The 18,562-nt window shown below is 38.2% G+C and carries 19 protein-coding genes; 12 read left to right on the top strand and 7 right to left on the bottom strand.

The genetic code is table 11. The annotated features are described in order from the left end of the window. Nucleotides 1-10: 10 nt before the first annotated feature. The 9 genes from KH172YL63_RS19660 (at nucleotide 11) to KH172YL63_RS19620 (ending at nucleotide 10,530) form a co-directional block, all read left to right on the top strand. Nucleotides 11-1,312, top strand: a complete 1,302-nt coding sequence (locus KH172YL63_RS19660; protein WP_173107685.1) for a UDP-glucose dehydrogenase family protein — start codon at nucleotides 11-13, stop codon at nucleotides 1,310-1,312. A 154-nt stretch (nucleotides 1,313-1,466) separates the two neighbouring features. Continuing rightward, nucleotides 1,467-2,495: a glycosyltransferase family protein gene (locus KH172YL63_RS19655; RefSeq protein ID WP_173107684.1), complete on the top strand. Its 1,029-nt coding sequence runs from the start codon at nucleotides 1,467-1,469 to the stop codon at nucleotides 2,493-2,495. Between the two features lie 40 nt (nucleotides 2,496-2,535). Beyond that, on the top strand, nucleotides 2,536-3,987 hold the full coding sequence (locus KH172YL63_RS19650) for an O-antigen ligase family protein (RefSeq protein WP_173107683.1): 1,452 nt from the start codon (nucleotides 2,536-2,538) through the stop codon (nucleotides 3,985-3,987). 20 nt (nucleotides 3,988-4,007) lie between these two features. Next, nucleotides 4,008-5,207, top strand: coding sequence for a glycosyltransferase (locus KH172YL63_RS19645; RefSeq protein WP_173107682.1), 1,200 nt, complete (start codon nucleotides 4,008-4,010; stop codon nucleotides 5,205-5,207). 1 nt (nucleotide 5,208) lies between these two features. Then, nucleotides 5,209-5,913, top strand: coding sequence for a YveK family protein (locus KH172YL63_RS19640; protein ID WP_173107681.1), 705 nt, complete (start codon nucleotides 5,209-5,211; stop codon nucleotides 5,911-5,913). A gap of 63 nt (nucleotides 5,914-5,976) precedes the next feature. Then, nucleotides 5,977-6,735 carry a glycosyltransferase family 2 protein gene (locus KH172YL63_RS19635; RefSeq protein WP_173107680.1) on the top strand — a complete coding sequence of 253 codons (759 nt, stop codon included), beginning with the start codon at nucleotides 5,977-5,979 and terminating at the stop codon, nucleotides 6,733-6,735. Between the two features lie 367 nt (nucleotides 6,736-7,102). Beyond that, nucleotides 7,103-8,164 carry a glycosyltransferase family 4 protein gene (locus KH172YL63_RS19630; protein ID WP_173108310.1) on the top strand — a complete coding sequence of 354 codons (1,062 nt, stop codon included), beginning with the start codon at nucleotides 7,103-7,105 and terminating at the stop codon, nucleotides 8,162-8,164. Nucleotides 8,165-8,268: 104 nt separating this feature from the next. Then, nucleotides 8,269-9,726 (top strand): teichuronic acid biosynthesis protein TuaB, encoded by a 1,458-nt coding sequence (gene tuaB / locus KH172YL63_RS19625; protein WP_173107679.1) that lies wholly within the window; start codon nucleotides 8,269-8,271, stop codon nucleotides 9,724-9,726. A gap of 366 nt (nucleotides 9,727-10,092) precedes the next feature. Then, on the top strand, nucleotides 10,093-10,530 hold the full coding sequence (locus tag KH172YL63_RS19620; RefSeq protein WP_173107678.1) for a hypothetical protein: 438 nt from the start codon (nucleotides 10,093-10,095) through the stop codon (nucleotides 10,528-10,530). Between the two features lie 221 nt (nucleotides 10,531-10,751). Here the strand turns inward: KH172YL63_RS19620 and KH172YL63_RS19615 are convergent, their stop codons facing one another. The 3 genes from KH172YL63_RS19615 to KH172YL63_RS19605 form a co-directional block, all read right to left on the bottom strand. Continuing rightward, nucleotides 10,752-11,894: a glycosyltransferase gene (locus KH172YL63_RS19615; protein ID WP_173107677.1), complete on the bottom strand. Its 1,143-nt coding sequence runs from the start codon at nucleotides 11,892-11,894 to the stop codon at nucleotides 10,752-10,754. Between the two features lie 76 nt (nucleotides 11,895-11,970). Next, a complete protein-coding gene (locus tag KH172YL63_RS19610) occupies nucleotides 11,971-12,933 on the bottom strand; it encodes an LCP family protein (RefSeq protein ID WP_173107676.1) in 963 nt (320 codons plus the stop codon). Between the two features lie 87 nt (nucleotides 12,934-13,020). Continuing rightward, nucleotides 13,021-13,653, bottom strand: coding sequence for a YigZ family protein (locus KH172YL63_RS19605; protein ID WP_173107675.1), 633 nt, complete (start codon nucleotides 13,651-13,653; stop codon nucleotides 13,021-13,023). A 518-nt stretch (nucleotides 13,654-14,171) separates the two neighbouring features. Between KH172YL63_RS19605 and KH172YL63_RS19600 the strand changes: the two genes are divergently transcribed. Next, entirely contained in the window at nucleotides 14,172-15,287 is a 1,116-nt protein-coding gene (locus KH172YL63_RS19600) for a sensor histidine kinase (RefSeq protein ID WP_442858792.1), read from the top strand. 30 nt (nucleotides 15,288-15,317) lie between these two features. Beyond that, nucleotides 15,318-15,995: a response regulator gene (locus KH172YL63_RS19595; protein WP_173107673.1), complete on the top strand. Its 678-nt coding sequence runs from the start codon at nucleotides 15,318-15,320 to the stop codon at nucleotides 15,993-15,995. Between the two features lie 155 nt (nucleotides 15,996-16,150). Here KH172YL63_RS19595 and treR read toward each other — a convergent pair whose 3' ends face one another. Then, complete coding sequence (gene treR, locus KH172YL63_RS19590) at nucleotides 16,151-16,870, bottom strand: trehalose operon repressor (RefSeq protein WP_173107672.1); 720 nt, start codon at nucleotides 16,868-16,870, stop codon at nucleotides 16,151-16,153. Nucleotides 16,871-16,988: 118 nt separating this feature from the next. On the opposite strand from treR, the gene KH172YL63_RS19585 reads away from it, so the two are divergent. Then, nucleotides 16,989-17,585 (top strand): nuclear transport factor 2 family protein, encoded by a 597-nt coding sequence (locus KH172YL63_RS19585; protein ID WP_173107671.1) that lies wholly within the window; start codon nucleotides 16,989-16,991, stop codon nucleotides 17,583-17,585. A 31-nt stretch (nucleotides 17,586-17,616) separates the two neighbouring features. On the opposite strand, the gene KH172YL63_RS19580 is transcribed toward KH172YL63_RS19585, so the two are convergent. The 3 genes from KH172YL63_RS19580 to KH172YL63_RS19570 all read right to left on the bottom strand — a co-directional run bounded on the left by KH172YL63_RS19580 (nucleotide 17,617) and on the right by KH172YL63_RS19570 (nucleotide 18,496). Beyond that, nucleotides 17,617-17,781, bottom strand: a complete 165-nt coding sequence (locus tag KH172YL63_RS19580) for an aspartyl-phosphate phosphatase Spo0E family protein (protein WP_173107670.1) — start codon at nucleotides 17,779-17,781, stop codon at nucleotides 17,617-17,619. Nucleotides 17,782-17,849: 68 nt separating this feature from the next. Next, nucleotides 17,850-18,101: a hypothetical protein gene (locus KH172YL63_RS19575; protein ID WP_173107669.1), complete on the bottom strand. Its 252-nt coding sequence runs from the start codon at nucleotides 18,099-18,101 to the stop codon at nucleotides 17,850-17,852. 11 nt (nucleotides 18,102-18,112) lie between these two features. Continuing rightward, complete coding sequence (locus KH172YL63_RS19570) at nucleotides 18,113-18,496, bottom strand: DUF4176 domain-containing protein (protein WP_232066065.1); 384 nt, start codon at nucleotides 18,494-18,496, stop codon at nucleotides 18,113-18,115. Nucleotides 18,497-18,562: the final 66 nt, after the last annotated feature.

Raw genomic sequence — 18,562 nt, 5'->3', positions numbered from 1 at the left:
AATAGAATTCATGAACGTTTGTGTAATTGGAACAGGATATGTTGGCTTGGTTTCAGGTGTTTGCTTTAGTGATATTGGAAATCGGGTCACATGTGTAGATCTTGATGAAAGCAAGATAAATAACTTAAAAAAAGGAATTGTACCTATATATGAACCAGGGTTGAAAGAACTGGTAATAAAAAATTCTTCTGCAGAGCGATTATTCTTTACCACAGATTTAAAAGAAGGCATGGATAGTGCTGATGTTATTATTATTGCCGTGGGGACACCTGAGAAAGAAAATGGAGAAGCAGATTTGCGTTTTGTTGAAGCAGTTGCGAAATCAATCGGAGAAAATATTTCAGATTACAAGGTTATTGTTACGAAAAGTACAGTTCCAGTAGGCACTAATCGAAGAGTGAAATCCATTATCTCTGAGTATTGTGGACATGACCAATTTGATGTTGCCTCCAATCCTGAGTTTCTCCGAGAAGGTTCAGCCATATATGATACGATGAATATGGAAAGAGCAATTATAGGAGTTGAATCTCAGAAGGCTGGGGACATACTGCGTAAACTTCATGAACCATTTGACACAACCATTATGGTGACCGATATTGAAACGGCTGAAATGATTAAGTATGCTTCCAATGCCTTTTTAGCCACTAAAATTAGCTTTATTAATGAAATTGCGAATATATGTGAAAAGCTGAATGCAAATGTCATTGATGTAGCTAAAGGAATGGGTCTGGATGACCGTATTGGAGAGAAATTCCTAAGTGCCGGAATTGGATATGGCGGGTCATGCTTCCCTAAAGATACCAAAGCGCTCATCCAAATTTCAGGGGAAGTTGAGCATGATTTCCGGTTGTTAAAATCAGTCATTGAAGTGAATAACAAACAACAACATCGCCTTATTGAAAAAGCGATGAAGAGATTCGGACGATTAGAGGGAATGAATGTTGCGTTATTGGGTCTTGCATTCAAACCAAACACCGATGATATGCGAGAAGCTGCTTCCATTGTAATTTCCAGCGAGCTCGTTAAACAAGGTGCGACTATTAAAGGGTATGATCCAATTGCTAAAGAAACAGCTAAGAAAGTTTTACCTTCGCAGGTGACCATTACTGAAACGTTAGATGAAACCATTAAAGATGCAGATATTATTATGATTCTGACGGATTGGCAAGAAATCAAAGAGATGGATCTTTCTAAAATCGCTGATTCACCAAATAAGCCGGTGATTTTCGATGGGCGGAATTGTTTTTCATTGGACCATGTAGCTGAATTTGGAATAGAGTACCACTCCATAGGAAGGCCTTCGTTAGTGTAAAAACTCAAAACTTATTCCTTTCTGGAGAAATTTGTCGTAAAATTTAATCGTATTAATATTCTTTAGGATAGAATGAAGTTGTTCTATCCTAAATTTTTATGTGGAGTTGTAAGATCTTTTCGGAAATTATTAGTTAATCTTGAGGTGGCAAGGTATGACGAAAATAGCCTATGTGGCATATTATTTTTTTGATGAGGACGGGGTAGCCTCTCTAAGGTCGAGAGTTTTGACAGAAATGTTGGAAGATAGAGGGAATGATCTCGAAGTCATCACAAAAAAAACGTTTGGTGAGAAAGCTTTAAAGAGCAAAATCCTATGGGGTTTTCAAGTATTTAAGCACCTAATGACTGCAGATTATGATAAATTATTCGTTTCATGTGGTCCTTTTTGGCATCTGCGTTTTATTTTATTGGCTTGTATATTAAGAAAGAAAAAATTCATTGTCGATATTCGGGATCCGTGGTCTGCCAATTTAAAAAGAGGCTTTGGAGGGACAAAAGCAAAAGCGAGCAATTTAGTAATAAAAAGAGCGGAGTTTTGGGAAAGACTAATGTATAAATACAGTGAACAAATCTGGACTGTGACTGAAGGTATGAAAGAATCACACAAAGAGGTAGTAGGGAATACAGAAAAGTTCACGATAGTTATTAATGGGCATGATATTAATGTTGAAGAAATCGCACAATATCAGAAGGAACTACCTGATAATGATGTAACTACTTATGTTTGTATGGGGAAATTTGTTGAATATGGGGAAGAAAAAGCAGAGAGAGCACTGAAGAAATTAAGAGATGTCAATATTCAAGAGGATAAAAAGTTTGTATTAGAGTTCATAGGATGTAATGAAGAAAAAATACGCCCAATCATATCTAGACTTGATATGGAAGAGTATGTTCGATTCATTCCAAGAATGCCCTATCATGAAGCAATAACCAGAGCATCAAAAGCAGATATTGGATTTTGTATTATACGAGATGAAGATATCGAGCATGGTACCAAAACTTTTGATTATTTAGGCCTTGGTTTGCCGATATTTGATTGCTTTAAAGAGGGTTCTCACTTTCAAAAGTTTTTTGAGCCATATTTAACCCTTACAGAAAAAAAGAGAATTCCAATTGAGACAAGGCAAAGATTCTACAGAAGAAACATTTTCAAGCCATATTTAAACGAAATTGAAAAATAAACATTCAATTAATTAATTAAGCAAAAAAGGGGGGAAAACAGTGGAGACCCTAAAAAATAAACTAATTGAACATAAATCACTTCAACTTTTATTATCGCTACTCTTAAGTGGAGTATTTTCTTACGTAGCATTCAAACTACTTTCAGACACGATTGCTGATAAAAAATTTGTTTTTATGATGCTTTTATTGGTTTTCATTACAGCCATAGGCGCTTTTATTATCAGCAAGTACGATTGGATCTATATATTTTTGTATTTATTCATTGCTACTGCTTTTTTAAATTCAGGAGTATTGTCAGTAAGTCTCGGTCCATTCAGTTTATTCCCATATAGGTTTTTCTTTTTACTTTCATTTGCAGTGTTCCTAGTACATTTAGTAAAAGGAGAGATTTCACTTCACCATTCAAAAGTGAAATTTATTCTTTATTTTTTGTATTTTTGGCTCGCATATGGAGTTCTATCGCTCATATGGGTGCAGTCCATTACGGAAGGCATAAAATACTTAATGGTTTTATTTATTGGAATCATGCTTGTAACGTTAGTAACTATTTATTTTACGAACCGCTTACAATACTTAAACTTATTTTACATTTGGATTTTTATGCTTGCAGTCTTGGTGAGTATTGGGTTGTGGAATCATTTTACAAAGCAGCATCTTGCCATCTCAACTATCAATACCCAAGCTGAATATGTACAGGGAATCCCAACAGCGGTATTTGTAAATCAAAATGATTATGCAACGCTTCTAGCGATAAGTTCATTTTTCTTTATCTCCTTAATTAAGTATTCAAAGAATCAATTGGTGAAGTTAGTTGGACTTCTTTTCTTAGGATTATCCCTATATTTAATTTTTGTTACATCTTCTAGAGGAAGTATTTTAGGACTAAGTATAGGAATCCTGGCTTATATCTTTTTACTTTCAAAACCTGTTGTGAAGAAATGGATGTTGATTTCAGGAGGAGTACTAATATCTTTCATCATGCTCCTTTTCTCCGAGAAATTTCAAAGTATAGCTCAAAAGTTTAGTGGTGAAGGCATTAACCCTTCTAATATGGGTTCTAATGATGTTAGGGTTAATTTAACAAAAAATGCTTTTTATTTTATTGCAGAAACTTTTGGGTTTGGTGTAGGTGCAGGGAATTCTCAATATTACTTACAGCATTATTCACAATACTTCACAAGAGATATCTTTGTTATGCATAATTGGTGGTTAGAAATATTCAGTAATTTCGGGCTTATTATATTTGTGGGGTATGTACTTTTATTCTCTACATTAATTACGTCTTTATATCGTTTTTTGAAGAAATCTACAGATGATTCGGAAAAAATGATCACAGAGGGTTTATTATTTGCTTTGATTACATTTGTCCCAGCTTCCATTAGCCCAAGCTCTGTATCAAATCTTTTCTATCACTGGGTTTTAATTGCCGTAAGCGTAGGGTTTTTGAATTATACTAGAAAGTATTCGTCCGTTCATTCACGTATTTATTAAGCCAGATAGGAGATGTTTAAATGAAAGTATTGATTATTTCTCACATGTATCCATCTTCTACACACCCTGTATATGGGACGTTTGTACATGAACAAGTTAAAGAACTAATCAGACAGGGCTGTGAAGTAAGAGTTATTTCACCTATTAAATCCACACCATTTCCAATAAATTTATTGAATGAGAAGTGGAGGGAATTCTCAGAAATCCCGAAGACAGACGTTAGAGACGGGGTTAAAATTTATCATCCCAGATATTTATCACTTCCTAGGAATATCCTCTTTGAACGTAATGGGGACCATATGTATAAAGGAATTAAACATTTAGTTAATGAAGTGAAACAAGATTTCGACTTCGACGTTATACACGCTCACGTCGCCTTGCCAGATGGAGTAGCGGCTAATCTAGTCTCTAAGGATTTAGGAGTACCTTATGTGGTAACAATCCATGGGGAAGACTTTTTTAAATCAATTCATTTAAACGATAAAGCAAAGTCACTCATAGAGAATACGATGAATCAGGCTGCAAAAGTCATTCTCGTGAGTGAACGTTTAAATAAAATCAATCAAACCCATTTACAAGTACCTGATGAGAAAATTAAGGTGATTCACAACGGAATCAATGAGTTGTTTCTGGAAAGATGTGAGAACGCTAAGACATATTTCCCTCCTGGTAAAACAAGAATACTTAGTGTATGTCATTTAGTTGTGAGAAAGGGAATAGAGTTCAATCTTAGAGCATTAAGTAAACTGGGACACCGAAATTTTCATTATATTATTGCTGGAGATGGCCCAGAAAGAGATGCTTTAACTCAGTTAACCAAAGAGTTGGACTTGGAGGGGAATGTGGAATTCTTGGGAGCGGTTAAGCCAGAAGTGGTGAAGGAGCTTATGGAAGAGAGTGAAGTATTCTCACTGCCAAGTTGGAATGAAGCATTTGGTGTGGTCTATATTGAAGCAATGGCAAGTGGAAATGCTGTAATAGGGTGTATTGGGGAAGGCGTTGAAGAAATCATTACCGTGAACGAGGAAGGATTACTTGTTCCTTCTAAAGAAACAGATACACTTACAGAAGCATTTGAATACCTCATTGAGAATCCTGCTATCAGAACACAAATGGGAATGAGAGCGGTAAATAAAGTAAATGATCAATTCACTTGGAAAAAGAATGTTAGTGAAATAATTAATGTCTATGAAGGACTACCAAACGTAAAGGTGATATGATATGAAACAAACATTATCCAATATTATTACTCGTTTTAAGAAATTTGCTGTATTTCTGCTTTTAATCCCCGTTTTTACAGGTGTACTTTCTTTTGTTTTAGCTGGGGGCAATAATAGTACTGAAATGAATAAAGGCGTACAATTTGCTGATGTAACAATAAGCTTAGGGCAATTCAATGACCCTCAATTAAACCACCCTAATAGCGTGAAAAATTTAGTGAGTAGTTCTGCTTTTTTAAACAAAGTCATTGATGAGAATGCATTAGATGTTGAAGTCGAAGATTTAAAACAAAATATGACTTTAGAGAATGTATATGATGAGCTATTAGTCATTTCATTAACAGGTAATGATAAAGAAACTGTGAAAAAGTCCCTTCAAGGCATTGTAGATGCATTTTTGTCTTTAAGTAGTGGCAGGTACAAAGAATGGACAAACATAGTTGACGAGACCGTAGAAGATTTGCAAGAGACTAATGTCAGTAATGAAGAAGAGATTGAACAAAAAGAGTTCTTATATGATCTTCGACAAGATTTATATAACGCCAGGGAAGCGGAAGTGATGGAGCCAGTCACACTTCTGGATGAAAAATCGTCCAATATGACCACTCAAAAACAAAATCCATTTAAGAAAACAGTATTTGGTGTCATAATCGGCCTAATGCTAAGTGCTTTTTTACTATTAGTTCCTGAAGTTTTCCGAAACTAGAATATATCTGGTGAAAGCTGGCGCTTCTGCCAGCTTTATTTTTGTAAATGAGGTGACGTAATCATGCAAGAAAAACAGCCTTTTGTATCAATCATAACGCCAACATATAACTCAGAGGCGTATATCAAAGGAACTATCGATTCAGTCAAAAACCAAACTCATCAAAATTGGGAATTAATCATTGTGGATGATTGTTCAACTGATCGTACAAGGGATATCCTTAATCAAGAGGTCGATTCGGACGAAAGAATCAAAGTGTTCTTTCTAGAAAGTAATAGCGGTGCCGCAGTGGCACGTAATACGGCCATGAAAAAAGCAAAAGGACCATATATAGCATTTTTGGATGCTGATGATCAATGGCTTCCCAAAAAGTTAGAGAAACAAATCCAATTCATGGAAGATAATCATTACGCTTTCACTTTCACTCAATACTCAATCATGGATCAATCTGGTAAAGATACAGGAAAAATCATTGAAATCCCTGAGGAGATTGATTACCATGGTTTATTAAAAAATACAATCATTGGCTTTTTGACAGTTATGATCAATGTTGAAAAAACTGGAAGTGTTGAAATGCCAAATATTCGTACTCGACAAGACTACGCGTTTGAGCTGTCCATCCTGAAAAAAGGATTCAAAGCCTATGGTTTAAAAGAGACGCTTTCAAAATATAGGGTAGTAAAAGGGTCGATATCAAGTAATAAAGTAAAGGCGGCAAAAAGGAACTGGCAGGTTTACAGAAAAATTGAAAAACTAAGCCTACCCTATTCGATTTGGTGTTTTCTGAATTATGCATTCTTTGCAATGAAGAAAAGATTATAATACAAAAATTTCTGGCCCTGTAGCGTGCAAATTCGACAAGTCTCATTGTTTTTCGAGCTTGGCGCAGTGGTTTTTCTGTAGTTCCAATCGGGTAAATAATTAATGATGGTCTAGGTACTTCTCCGTGTCATTCTCTGTAGTTTTTTGCGGGATATTAAGAAACATCCACCAAAATAATTTAGAAATGTGTTGGCACATGTTCATTATTATGATACGATGATGATGTTTTATGATGAAAAAATTTAGAAGAATGCTATATTGAAAGAAACAGTATGCAAAAAGTTTGTCGAATGTCCACTTATTGCTAGGGAATTATGTAGATATTTGATGCAAACTAATACTGTAACTTGAATATTAAGGGGATATAATTGTGGACAAAGTTATTTTAGCTTTTTTAGCCTCTCTGATTACGGTCCTGATTACGACTCCGCTCGTTATAAAGCTGGCAATTAAAATTGGTGCAACAGATAAGCCAAATCATCGAAAAGTACATGAAAAAGTTATGCCTCGTTTGGGAGGTCTCGCCATTTTTATAGGAGTTGCTGTTGGTTACTATGTCAGTGGGCTTTATAATGAAAAAGTAACCGCAATAACTGTGGGTGGTATCCTAATAACATTATTGGGAATACTTGATGATAAATATGAACTTTCTGCCAAAGTTAAGTTCGCAGGCCAGATTGTTGTAGCATTGATCATCGTAAGTACAGGATTAACAATTGACTTTATCAGCATTCCGTTCATTGTAGAGAAGTTTTATCTTGGATGGATGTCGTTTCCAATAACGGTTTTATGGATTGTTGGTATTACCAATGCCATTAACCTTATTGATGGGTTAGATGGTCTGGCTGCTGGAATATCCTCAATCGGTATTGCTACGATAGCTATCATGGCCGGACTGGCCGGTAAAGATTTAATTCTCTTGTTATCGATTATCATCTTGGGAAGTACTCTGGGCTTTCTTTTTTATAATTTTCACCCCGCAAAAATATTTATGGGGGATACAGGAGCACTCTTTTTGGGATACTCTATTTCAATTTTATCCTTACTTGGTTTATATAAGAGTGTGACACTTTTCAGTTTTATTATACCCATCATCATCTTGGGAGTACCAATATTTGACACGACCTTTGCGATAATAAGACGGATCATAAATAAAAGGCCTATATCAGCACCTGATAAATCACATCTCCATCATCGTATATTGGCCATGGGCTTGTCACATAGAAATACGGTATTGGCTATATACGCACTTGGGATATTATTTAGTGTGAGTGCGATCATGTTATCATCAGTTACTTTATGGGGCTCCTTACTTATTATTGTCGGTTTGTTTCTAATTACTCATTTCATTGTTGAATCTGTAGGGCTAGTTAACGAACAGTATCGACCTTTCATTAAGTTCTACAGAAAAGTTTCCGGACGACAATAATCTAAGCCAAACAGCCGTTTATGATAGGGTCATAAACGGCTGTTTATTTATTTGAACACTGAACCAAATTATTTTGGAATTTGAATTAGAAAGTAGGGAACATGTTGTCTTCTTTGATGAAGCAGTTAATAGGTGGCATGAAATGGACTGGATCAGCAACAATCATCAATACCGGAATGCAATTATTACAATATGTTATTCTTGGCCGATTGTTGGCTAAATCTGATTTTGGACTTATGGGAATGGTGACAGTGATTATTGCTTTCGCCCAAGTATTTACCGATATGGGTGTAGGGAATGCTATAGTTCACAGGCAAAATGCTACGCACAAACAATTGTCAACTCTGTATTGGTTGAATGTATTTACAGGAATCGGTGTAGCCATCATTGTATTTCTTTCAGCGCCTCTTGTCGCCCATTTTTACAGTGAGCCAAGGTTAGTTGAGTTAATTCATCTGATCGCTCTGATTTTTTGTATCATACCCTTTGGGCAACAGTTTCAATACTTGATGCAAAAGAATTTAGAATTTGACCGGATTGCAAAGACTGAAATCACCTCTGTGGTTTTAGGGGTTTGTCTTGCTATTATATTAGCCTTTGCCGGTGTTGGTGTTTATTCACTTGTTATTGGTCAAATCGCATTCCATGCGACTAAATCAATCCTTTATGGCCTTCAGGGGTGGAGTTCCTTTCGCCCGAGTTTTTATTTTAAATTAGGAGAGGTTAAGGGATTCCTTAGCTTTGGGGTCTATCAAATGGGGTCAAGGTCAGTGAGTTACTTTTCATCGAACATTGACTATATATTAATCGGACGGTTCTTAGGGGCAGAAGCATTGGGGATCTACACAATAGCGTATCAGTTGGTTGTTGTTCCGGTTACCAAAATAAACCCTTTGATTACAAGAGTTGCTTTTCCGCTATTCGCGAAGGTGCAAAATAGTAATGATTCTTTAAGCAAAGGGTTTACAGACATGTCAAAAATGTTGGCTGTTATAACATTTCCTATTTTATTTGGATTAATGTGTACAGCCGATTTATTGGTTCCAGTCATGTTTGGTGAGAAATGGACTGCATCCATTCCTTTAGTCCAAATATTATCGGCATTAGGACTTTTAAGAGTACTTATGAATCCAAATGGATCAATATTGCTAGCTAAAGGTCGAGCTGATATTGGTTTTAAATGGGATTTAGGGGTGGCTTCAATTCATGCAATCGCTTTTTATTTAGTGGTTAATATGGGAATAGAAGCTGTCGCCATCACATATGTATTGCTTGCTCTCCTGAATTTTTTATTAGGAAGAATCTTACTTCACCACGTAATAGGTTTAGACGGGAGAGAGTACTTCCGCGGTCTTTCAAAGCCTGCATTTTTCAGCGTATCTATGGCCGTGATTGTTTATGCGGGGTATCTACTACTTTCATTCATTCACTTTCCTACATTAATTATACCTTTAAGTATATTGATTCTGCTTGGGGTTATTATTTACGGTGCGTTAGTATTTACTTTCGATAAAGCATATCTTGTGGAACTAAAAGGCTCATTAAAAAAGAAAAAAGTGTAAACGATAAAAAGGCGGCACTGCTTAGATATTAGTGGGTTCCTTTTTTGGTGCTTTTGTATATTGAAATAAAACTGACCTATGAATTGGCATAGGTCAGTTTCTTGTTATGTCAAGGTATATAAAGCATTAACCTTTTAACAAGGTGTTTGTTCCGGACAACAGCTATTGCCCGCGCAAAAAGGTGCCAAATGATTGTCAATTGCCTCGCAGTTGTCTGTCAAAACAAATCATAACTGTTAAATCAGCAACCTGCCCTGTGGTAAAATAAGGATAGACAAAGAAAGGTTATATTCCATTAATGGATGGATTGTTGAATATGGAAACACCCGAATTTTAATTTTATTATGGGCCAAAGGGGTGGATTTGTTGAAAAGCGCTCTAAAGGTAAAGGAGATTTTATTGGATGAGGGAATTGCTGAACAGGAATTTATTGATGTAATCAAAAGCATTTATAAGGGAGACTGTTATATTTATGCAATTATTCCTGAGTGGGAAGAAGAATTATTATATCTGCTAGATAATGATTTTATTCAAATACATACGATTACGTTTCCTTTAGTAAGGATTTCTCCAAGAACCAGAGGATTTGTAGGGTATATAAAGGTTAGTAAAAAACGATATATCTACGAGTTCTATTTACGCTCTACATCAATTGATTTTCTCGTTTATTCAGGCTTTGATGTAGCTCAACATTTAAAAAATATAAATAAGAAGAACATTGATCTTTATAAGATATTTAGTACAAACAATATCCCTCACATAACAATTGGTCCTGACGGTCAATGGCTTAACGTAGCTGAGTAATGAAAAATCATGCCCATTGAATTGTCGGGAGCATAAATTGAAGACCGTTATGCCAGTACCAACGAATATTAAAATACAAAAAGACTCATCAATCGACGAGTCTTTTTATTTATTATAGTTGCCAGTTTGTGTGTCAATACAATTGTCATTAGGGCTTATTTGGGCAGCGAGCACCTCAAAGCGAACCTTAAAGTAAGCTCTATGAAAGTGCTTTTGTATCGTTAAGATAAAATACTGTTGTAGATTTCTTCAAGTTTATTATTTTGTTTCTTTAAATTGAAACACTCATTAACGTGTTCAACAGCATTACTGCTGAATTTATCCCATAAAGAAACATCACTCAAAAGCTTAATAATTGAATCAGCTAACTGTTTATGATCTTTTTGGGGGACAATAAATCCGGTCTCATTATGTGAGATAGCTTCAGGGATCCCGCCTGTATCAAAACTTACAGCAGGGAGTGCCATTGCTTGGGCTTCTGCAAATACCATACCGAATCCTTCAGAAGCACCCGATTCAATCTCAATACTCGGAACGGAAAATACTTTTGCTTTATTCATTTCAAGTACTACATCTTTGTGTGAAATAGCACCTAGAAAGGAAGCGTTGATGTTTAAATCTCCTGCCAACTGTTCTAGCCTTTGCCTTTCAGGCCCATCTCCAGCAATAATCAATCTGGTGTTTGGATACTTGTCATTTACCATTTTCATTGCTTGAATGAGGTATTCACACCCCTTATTCTTTACAAGGCGGCCAACAAATAAGACACTATCTTCTCGCGTTATGGAGTGGTCAACTTTTAAAGTTTCTAAATCCACACCTATATAGTGTGTTATGATCTGGTCGTTAGAAAACCCTTTTTCCACCAGTTTTCTTTTGATGAAATCCGAAGCGGCTATAAAAACAGCGTCGCTTTCTTGTAATGCATCCATATGTCTAACATAATGTTTAATATTATATGCGTTGTCCGATTTTAAATGGTCGATACTTCTGGTTACATCATATCCGTGGAATGTCACGATTAGAGGAATGTTTAGCTTTTGAGCAATGGGAAGAGCGAGAGTACCATCGGGTCCAAAGTGAGCATGAATCAATTTGGGATCGATCCGCTTTATTTCTTTGTAAATCATAGTATTGATCAACCACTTTTTCAGCCATTTTTCAGAATACTTATTATGTAACCTTGTTCCAATATTATGAATGGTATAGGTTCTTTCTTCGCTTAGTGCAAGACTGTTTTTTATTCTTTGATAGCCTACATAATAGGGGGTGAAGTCAGATAACCCTTCTGCCTGGGCTTTTACAAATGTTTCTGAAGCAGGTAAAAGTTTATCTCGAAAAATAACTACTTTACGTGTACTCATCTTGATCCTCCTTATTATCAGAATTTGTGGATTTACAAAATAAAATCTAGAGATGAGACTCTAGATTTTATTTCTTCTATTGATTTAGATGGTTCTTTAATTGTCCTGTCAATTCTGCTAACTCAGTCTCGTCTGGAACAAAATAAAAAATATCGTTAATGTATTCATCATACCCTTCTAAAGAAAGCTTTTCAATGTTGTTAGTACTGAAATTAGGATATTTACTTTGGATTGCCAGAGCTTGACTTACTTTCATATTTGTTTGGACATTATTACCGATATGTTCAGCGATATTGTCCAGTTTTGTTACTGTGGAGGGAGATAACAATTTATCAATTGTTGCTTCAAGAATCTGTTTTTGTCTATCGTTCCTTCCGTAATCTCCTCTCGGATCCTGCTTGCGCATACGAGCGTAAGCTAATGCTTCTTCTCCATCTAATTCCATGGTTCCTTCAGTGAAATATATTTTTTGATTGTCTTCATCACTTTTCTCGTAAAAATCAAATGGTACGTCTACTGATACTCCACCAACTTCGTTGATAATGTCTTTAAAACTATCGAAACCAATCGTTACATAATAATCTATTGGTATATTCAATAAGTTTTCTACAGACTCAATAGTTGCTTCCTTTCCTCCGCTGGCATAGGCATGGTTAATTTTATCTTTCTCATTTGTATCTGCAATCTCTGTCAATGTATCACGTGGGATGCTGAGTAACTTTACTGATTGATCCTCAGGGTTAAATGTGGCAACCATTAATGAATCGGTTCTTCCGTGCGCGCCTCCACTAGAATAATCTTCAACCCCCATAATTAGTAAAGAAAAAGGGTCTTTTTGAACTTCTATTGCTTCTTCTCTCAGCTTGGATTTTTCACCTCTGTCTAACTCACTATAAGACTTGTTAGCAGCCTCATATGCACTGTATATGACGTAGCTCCCGTAAGCTCCAATTAACAATAAAAAGAATCCAAAAAGAAGTAATATCCTTTTAATTCTCAATCTTCTTCTTTTTTTAGTTTTTGTTCTTATTCTATCCAATTTAATCCACTCCTGCTTTATAACTCTCACCTAAAAAGTATATATCTAAAGAGTTCATTCTACAATGCAACAAAAAGCGATAAAATATTACAAATTGATTTCTAGGTAAGTTTTTTCCTCTTCCATTATTGCTCCTTGCCCATTCGTCAACTCCGTCATCCAATCCACAAACTCACCCTTAGAAGCTTCCTCCACATACACTTCAACCTCGACAGCGTCTAAATAGTGAATGTCTTTCAACTGATAACGAGAAGACCTCACCTCATTCTCAACCTTCCCAAGCCACGTATAATCTATCTTCGTCTTCATCACACGCATAAGGCGCCTTTCGACAATACCGGTAGCATTCAATCCCTCTGATGTGGCCCGGCCATACGCACGGATCAGGCCGCCGGCACCGAGCTTGATGCCGCCGAAGTAACGTGTGACAACAACGACTGTATCCTTAAGATCCCGTTTCTTCAACACTTCAAGCATCGGCACACCTGCAGTACCGCTCGGCTCTCCGTCATCATTCGCTTTCTGGATCAGATTATTCTCCCCGATCATGTACGCAGAGCAGTTATGGTTCGCGTCATGGTGCTTTTTCTTGATGGACGCGATGAATTGTTGTGCTTCTTCTTCCGTTTCGACACGATTGATATATGTAATGAATCTTGAGCGTTCGATTGTGATTTCATGTTCACCGTACCCTTTGACGGTATGATAGTGATGCAGCATCGTTTTTCCCCTTCCTTTTTTGTCCCTCTTCGACAAGTTACGCATTTTTCTCTTTCTTATACTATATAAAATGAAGGGGTATTGCACAACTTGAGCACTAGTGACGGTAGTGTAAATAAGGTAAATACTGGCTCTACATGAAATAATGGTAATACAATGTAATCAAACTTTAATCTCCGACAATTTATGACATGGTATAATGGACGCTGATAGAGATACTTCAGTTGTTCCAGGCTCCGCTATGACAACGAATGGTCTAGATAATTGCCATTCTTTTCTCATGGATTGGAGGAGATGATGCCTTGAATGAGGCGTCGTGTAGGAATATGCCTAGATGAATAAAGGAGTTTAACCAATATTCATGGAAATGATAATAGGTACTTGTTTATAGATGAGAGAGTAGGTCTATCTACATCCATTGTCGTGACTTGAGTATAGTGACCAAGCTTTATTAGGCTGACGACTATTGTGGAACAAAAGAGGGGTGTACCGTGCCATTACGTAAAATAGACACCAAGATGTTGGATATCATCCTGAAAAAGATGGTCGATACAGTTGACGAAAGTAAGGATGAAATCTTCCAGATTGGCGAACAATGTCGAAATGATTATGATGATTTAGTGAGAGAACTGCTCGAAGTGAAAGAGATGGTCCTGAAGGTGATTGATGAAGGGGATACCCTCCATCAGAAGTCAAAGCTTGCCCGGGTCAGGTTATCCGAGGTCAGCAAGCATTTCCAGACCTATTCAGAGGATCAGGTAAGAGAAGCATACGAAAAGGCCCATGACCTGCAGATGAAGCTGTCGATGAACCGGCAGCAGGAAAAGCAGCTTAGAGGACGCAGGGACGAGCTTGAAAGGCGCCTGCAAACCCTTGGGGATACGATTGAACGGGCAGAAAACCTTTGTTCACAAATATCGGTTGTCCTCAATTATTTAAATAGTGACTTAAGGCAAGTGAATGAGGCGTTGGAGGATGCGAAGCAGCGTCAGGATTTCGGTCTCAAGATCATTGAGGCACAGGAGGATGAGCGAAAGCGTTTGTCCCGTGAGATTCATGACGGTCCTGCCCAGATGATGGCAAATGTCCTGATCCGTTCTGATTTGATCGAGCGGGTATACCGGGAGAAGAGTACAGAGGATGCCATTAAGGAAATCCGCGATCTGAAGCGGATGGTCCGCTCAGCCCTTTATGAGGTCCGCCGCATCATCTACGATTTAAGGCCGATGGCGCTCGATGATCTCGGGTTGATCCCGACCCTCAAAAAGTACTTGAGTACAATCGAAGAGTATAATCCGGAGACCTCGATTCAATTCATGAATATGGGGCTCGATATCAGACTTCCTTCCAAATTCGAAGTCGCTCTGTTCCGATTGGTACAAGAAAGTGTCCAGAATGCACTTAAGCACGCTGAAGCGACCCATATACAAGTAAAAGTAGAAGTAAAGAAAGACCAAATATCAGTTGTCATCAAAGACAACGGCAAAGGATTCGATCAACATAAAGAGAAAAAAGGATCCTTTGGCATCATGGGGATGAAAGAACGTGTCGACCTTCTTGAAGGAGACATCAAGATTGACTCAAAAGTTGGGAATGGAACAGTGATATTGATCCAGGTACCGCTTAATACGTAAATTTTTCCAAGGTTTAGGGAGGCGAAAGATATGGCAACAAATATTGTTATCATTGACGATCATCAACTTTTCAGGGAAGGGGTTAAACGAATCCTTGAATTCGAACCTTCTTTCAACGTAGTGGCAGAAGGTGATGATGGTTCAGAAGCGATGAACCTGGTAGAGACACATGAACCAGATGTTGTCCTCATGGATATCAACATGCCTGAGATCAACGGTGTGGAAGCGACGCGTGAATTGATGGATAAGTATCCAAACACGAAAGTAATCATCTTATCGATTCACGATGACGAGAACTATGTGAACCATGCGCTGAAGACAGGTGCACTTGGTTATCTGCTGAAGGAGATGGATTCAGACGCCCTGATCGACGCAGTGAAAATCGTCGCAGAAGGCGGATCATATGTTCATCCTAAGGTGACCCACAACCTTGTAGCGGAATACAAGCGCCTGGCAAACGCCCAGAACTCAGGAGGATTCCAGCAATCCGAAGTTCGCCGCCCGCTTCACCTATTGACCCGCCGTGAGTGTGAAGTACTGCAGATGCTTGCTGACGGTAAGAGTAACCGGGGGATTGGTGAAGGCTTATACATCAGTGAAAAGACGGTTAAAAACCATGTGAGCAATATCCTCCAAAAAATGAACGTGAACGACCGTACCCAGGCAGTTGTGACTGCGATCAAAAACGGCTGGGTGGAAGTACGCTAACAGTAGAAGAGAGACAGGTATTGTGAATTTGTTGTTGAGAGAGCGGCCCTTCGTGTTGAAGGGCCGTTTTTTGTACTATATTTTCTCTCTGGCATATACATGCTTACTTAACACAATCAAAAAATCCACTCCCTGCAAGGAAGTGGACTCAATCCCTAATTCTTTCTCCGGGCAAAGTCGACGAACCGGAACATGTCGAGGCGGTGGCGGGATTCGGTATATTCAAATAGTGTTGCATCCTTGAGGTGGACATAATTCTTCACGACGACAACATGGTCGTAACCGTGGAGGTCGAGATGCTTCCGGTCTTCTTCTGTGCATTGTTCCACGACGATTTCCTTTTTGGCGAAGTCGATGGGAAGGTTCAGCTCACCTTCAAGGTACTCATAAATCGAGTTCTCGCATATGTCTTTTGTCAGAAGCGGGACCTGCTCTTTTAAGAAATAAGACTTATCTAAGATGATCCTCTCGCCGCCGATTTTGCGGGATCGCACGACTTTCCATACTTCACTGTCACGGGACGTCTCGAGCTGGTTGGCGACCTCTGCGGCCCGGATCAATCCGAAGTCGTGGACATAGGTTTCGATTGATTCCCGTCCCATGGATGTCTGCAGCTCCTTGAAGCTGACGAGGCCGGAAACAGGAAAGCTCATACGGGACGCATCGAGCACAAGGGAGCCTTTTCCCCGCAGTTTCTGTATCAGTCCTTTTTGTGCCAGGAGTGTAAGCGCTTTACGAATCGTCTCACGTGAAGTGGAATACATGACCGTCAGCTCGTTCTCCGATGGAAGGATCGTATTCGCCTGATAGGTGCCGTCCTGGATTTTTTCTGAAAGGTCTTCAAAGATTTGTTTGTATTTATTACTTTTCGTCATAATATCACCATCTATTATTTTACCATAATTAATGGGAAGAAATGAGATTCAACTTGAGTGTTGCGAATATTTTCAATAGAATGGAGATAGTGCAAATTTAAGAAAAGGGTGAAGAACATTGTCGAAACACCAGTGGAAGAAAATCATGTTGGGAATTGGCATGAGCACGCTGTTACTTGGTGCTTGTGGGGAAGATGAGGACAAGAAAGAAGAAGCGGAAAAGACGGAAGAAGTCAGCCCGAGTGAAGATCCTGCGACTGATGAAGCAGCATCGCTGAACCAGATGACCCAGGTGGTAGAAGATGCGAGTGCACTTGAGGAAGCAGAGGGGATCCCTGAAGAGGATAAGACGGCGATCAACGCTGCCTTTGATCAATATATCACGGCTTTTAATGAAGAAGATTTCGACTCATACATGAGCGTCATCTCGAAGACGCCGGTGAACTTCAAGTATGAAGACGAAGAGCGCTATGTGAAGCAGATCTTTGATGCGGTCGACTCGAAGCGTACGGTTGATAATGTTAAGATCATCAACTATGCTGCCGGTAAGAAAGCAGACGTGTACGCAGAAATCAAAGCGACGACAAAGGACCCGAACAGTGATAAAGAAGTCACCAAATCAGGCAAGCAGGTAACGGTTTTCCATCATAAAGAGGATGGCTGGAAGGTTGCGGCGATTTTCTTCCTGGCTACTGAAGAGGAAGCTGCGGAATAAATCACAAGAGGCTGTGTGCATACACAGCCTCTTATTGTTTCTCTGATTGATAAAGATTAAATAAATCATCCAGCTCCTGACTGATTTTCACCGTATCAGGGTGTGAGAAACCATAGATTCGGGCAACTGTACCAAGCTGGATACGTTTTGTTTCCATTTCTTCTATAATAGATTGCACGATTTGTTTTGTAGGCATATAAATATCTCCTTTTAGCAGTAGTATCTCATAAAAGAAGATAAATGTTAACTTTTTTGTGTTTTGAGTTAACTTATATTATCTTTGCTTGAATCACTTTTAAAATATTTTCTGCGGACGATCAACAACATGATGGCAAAAGCATAATTTACGACTGCTACGACAGTGAACGCTGGGAGCTGTTCAGACGTGTACGAGCCCGAAAGGATACCGGGAGTGATGATGGCGAGCGGTAATGTGCCGCTGATAAACCCCATTATAGCGAACACAAGAAGACCTGTCCGGATGATTTTTCTTAGAGATGGATTCGTTGTGAACATATGTAAGCCTCCTAGTAAGTATTCTCTTCACGGTCTGCTTCTTCCCGGATCTTTTTGTCTTCATCCGTTACATAACCGTTATGCAAGACGTCTTCTATTAGATTGCGGTTAAAGAAAACGTTATAATCAGGTGAAATGTTTCCTTCCGGGTAAGGGACCCCGATATAGTCAAATTGTTTATTCGTGCTTACTTGTATTTGATTGTAGCCATAAATCATAACCGCTTTGTCAACTTTAGAAAGCTTGACAACTGTACCGATGGGAAGCAGCTTAGTCGGGTCGAGGCTTTCTTCCTTCATTTTTTCGTCCATTTTATCCTCATTGGTGGCTGCATTGTTGCAGCCAAGTAAAGTAAACACGATCAATGTCAGTATGAGTAGTGATTTAATTTTCATCTTTTCCCTCTTCTTTATATGTTTTTTTCTTTATATCAGCTTCTACTTTTTCCCTCATCAGCTCTT

The sequence above is a fragment of the Bacillus sp. KH172YL63 genome (genome assembly GCF_011398925.1).
Lineage (GTDB): Bacteria > Bacillota > Bacilli > Bacillales > Bacillaceae_B > Rossellomorea.
The sequence above is the reverse complement of the archived record's forward strand: the minus strand, read 5'-3'. Positions and strand labels throughout refer to the sequence as shown.

What these genes read in the sequence shown, in the direction of transcription:
- KH172YL63_RS19660 (WP_173107685.1), top strand. Translation starts at nt 11, where the DNA reads ATGAACGTTTGTGTAATTGGAACAGGATATGTTGGCTTGGTTTCAGGT.
- KH172YL63_RS19655 (WP_173107684.1), top strand. Translation starts at nt 1,467, where the DNA reads ATGACGAAAATAGCCTATGTGGCATATTATTTTTTTGATGAGGACGGG.
- KH172YL63_RS19645 (WP_173107682.1), top strand. Translation starts at nt 4,008, where the DNA reads ATGAAAGTATTGATTATTTCTCACATGTATCCATCTTCTACACACCCT.
- KH172YL63_RS19640 (WP_173107681.1), top strand. Translation starts at nt 5,209, where the DNA reads ATGAAACAAACATTATCCAATATTATTACTCGTTTTAAGAAATTTGCT.
- KH172YL63_RS19635 (WP_173107680.1), top strand. Translation starts at nt 5,977, where the DNA reads ATGCAAGAAAAACAGCCTTTTGTATCAATCATAACGCCAACATATAAC.
- KH172YL63_RS19615 (WP_173107677.1), bottom strand. Translation starts at nt 11,894, where the DNA reads ATGAGTACACGTAAAGTAGTTATTTTTCGAGATAAACTTTTACCTGCT.
- KH172YL63_RS19605 (WP_173107675.1), bottom strand. Translation starts at nt 13,653, where the DNA reads ATGCTGCATCACTATCATACCGTCAAAGGGTACGGTGAACATGAAATC.
- KH172YL63_RS19600 (WP_442858792.1), top strand. Translation starts at nt 14,172, where the DNA reads ATGTTGGATATCATCCTGAAAAAGATGGTCGATACAGTTGACGAAAGT.
- KH172YL63_RS19595 (WP_173107673.1), top strand. Translation starts at nt 15,318, where the DNA reads ATGGCAACAAATATTGTTATCATTGACGATCATCAACTTTTCAGGGAA.
- treR (WP_173107672.1), bottom strand. Translation starts at nt 16,870, where the DNA reads ATGACGAAAAGTAATAAATACAAACAAATCTTTGAAGACCTTTCAGAA.
- KH172YL63_RS19580 (WP_173107670.1), bottom strand. Translation starts at nt 17,781, where the DNA reads ATGCCTACAAAACAAATCGTGCAATCTATTATAGAAGAAATGGAAACA.
- KH172YL63_RS19575 (WP_173107669.1), bottom strand. Translation starts at nt 18,101, where the DNA reads ATGTTCACAACGAATCCATCTCTAAGAAAAATCATCCGGACAGGTCTT.
- KH172YL63_RS19570 (WP_232066065.1), bottom strand. Translation starts at nt 18,496, where the DNA reads ATGAAAATTAAATCACTACTCATACTGACATTGATCGTGTTTACTTTA.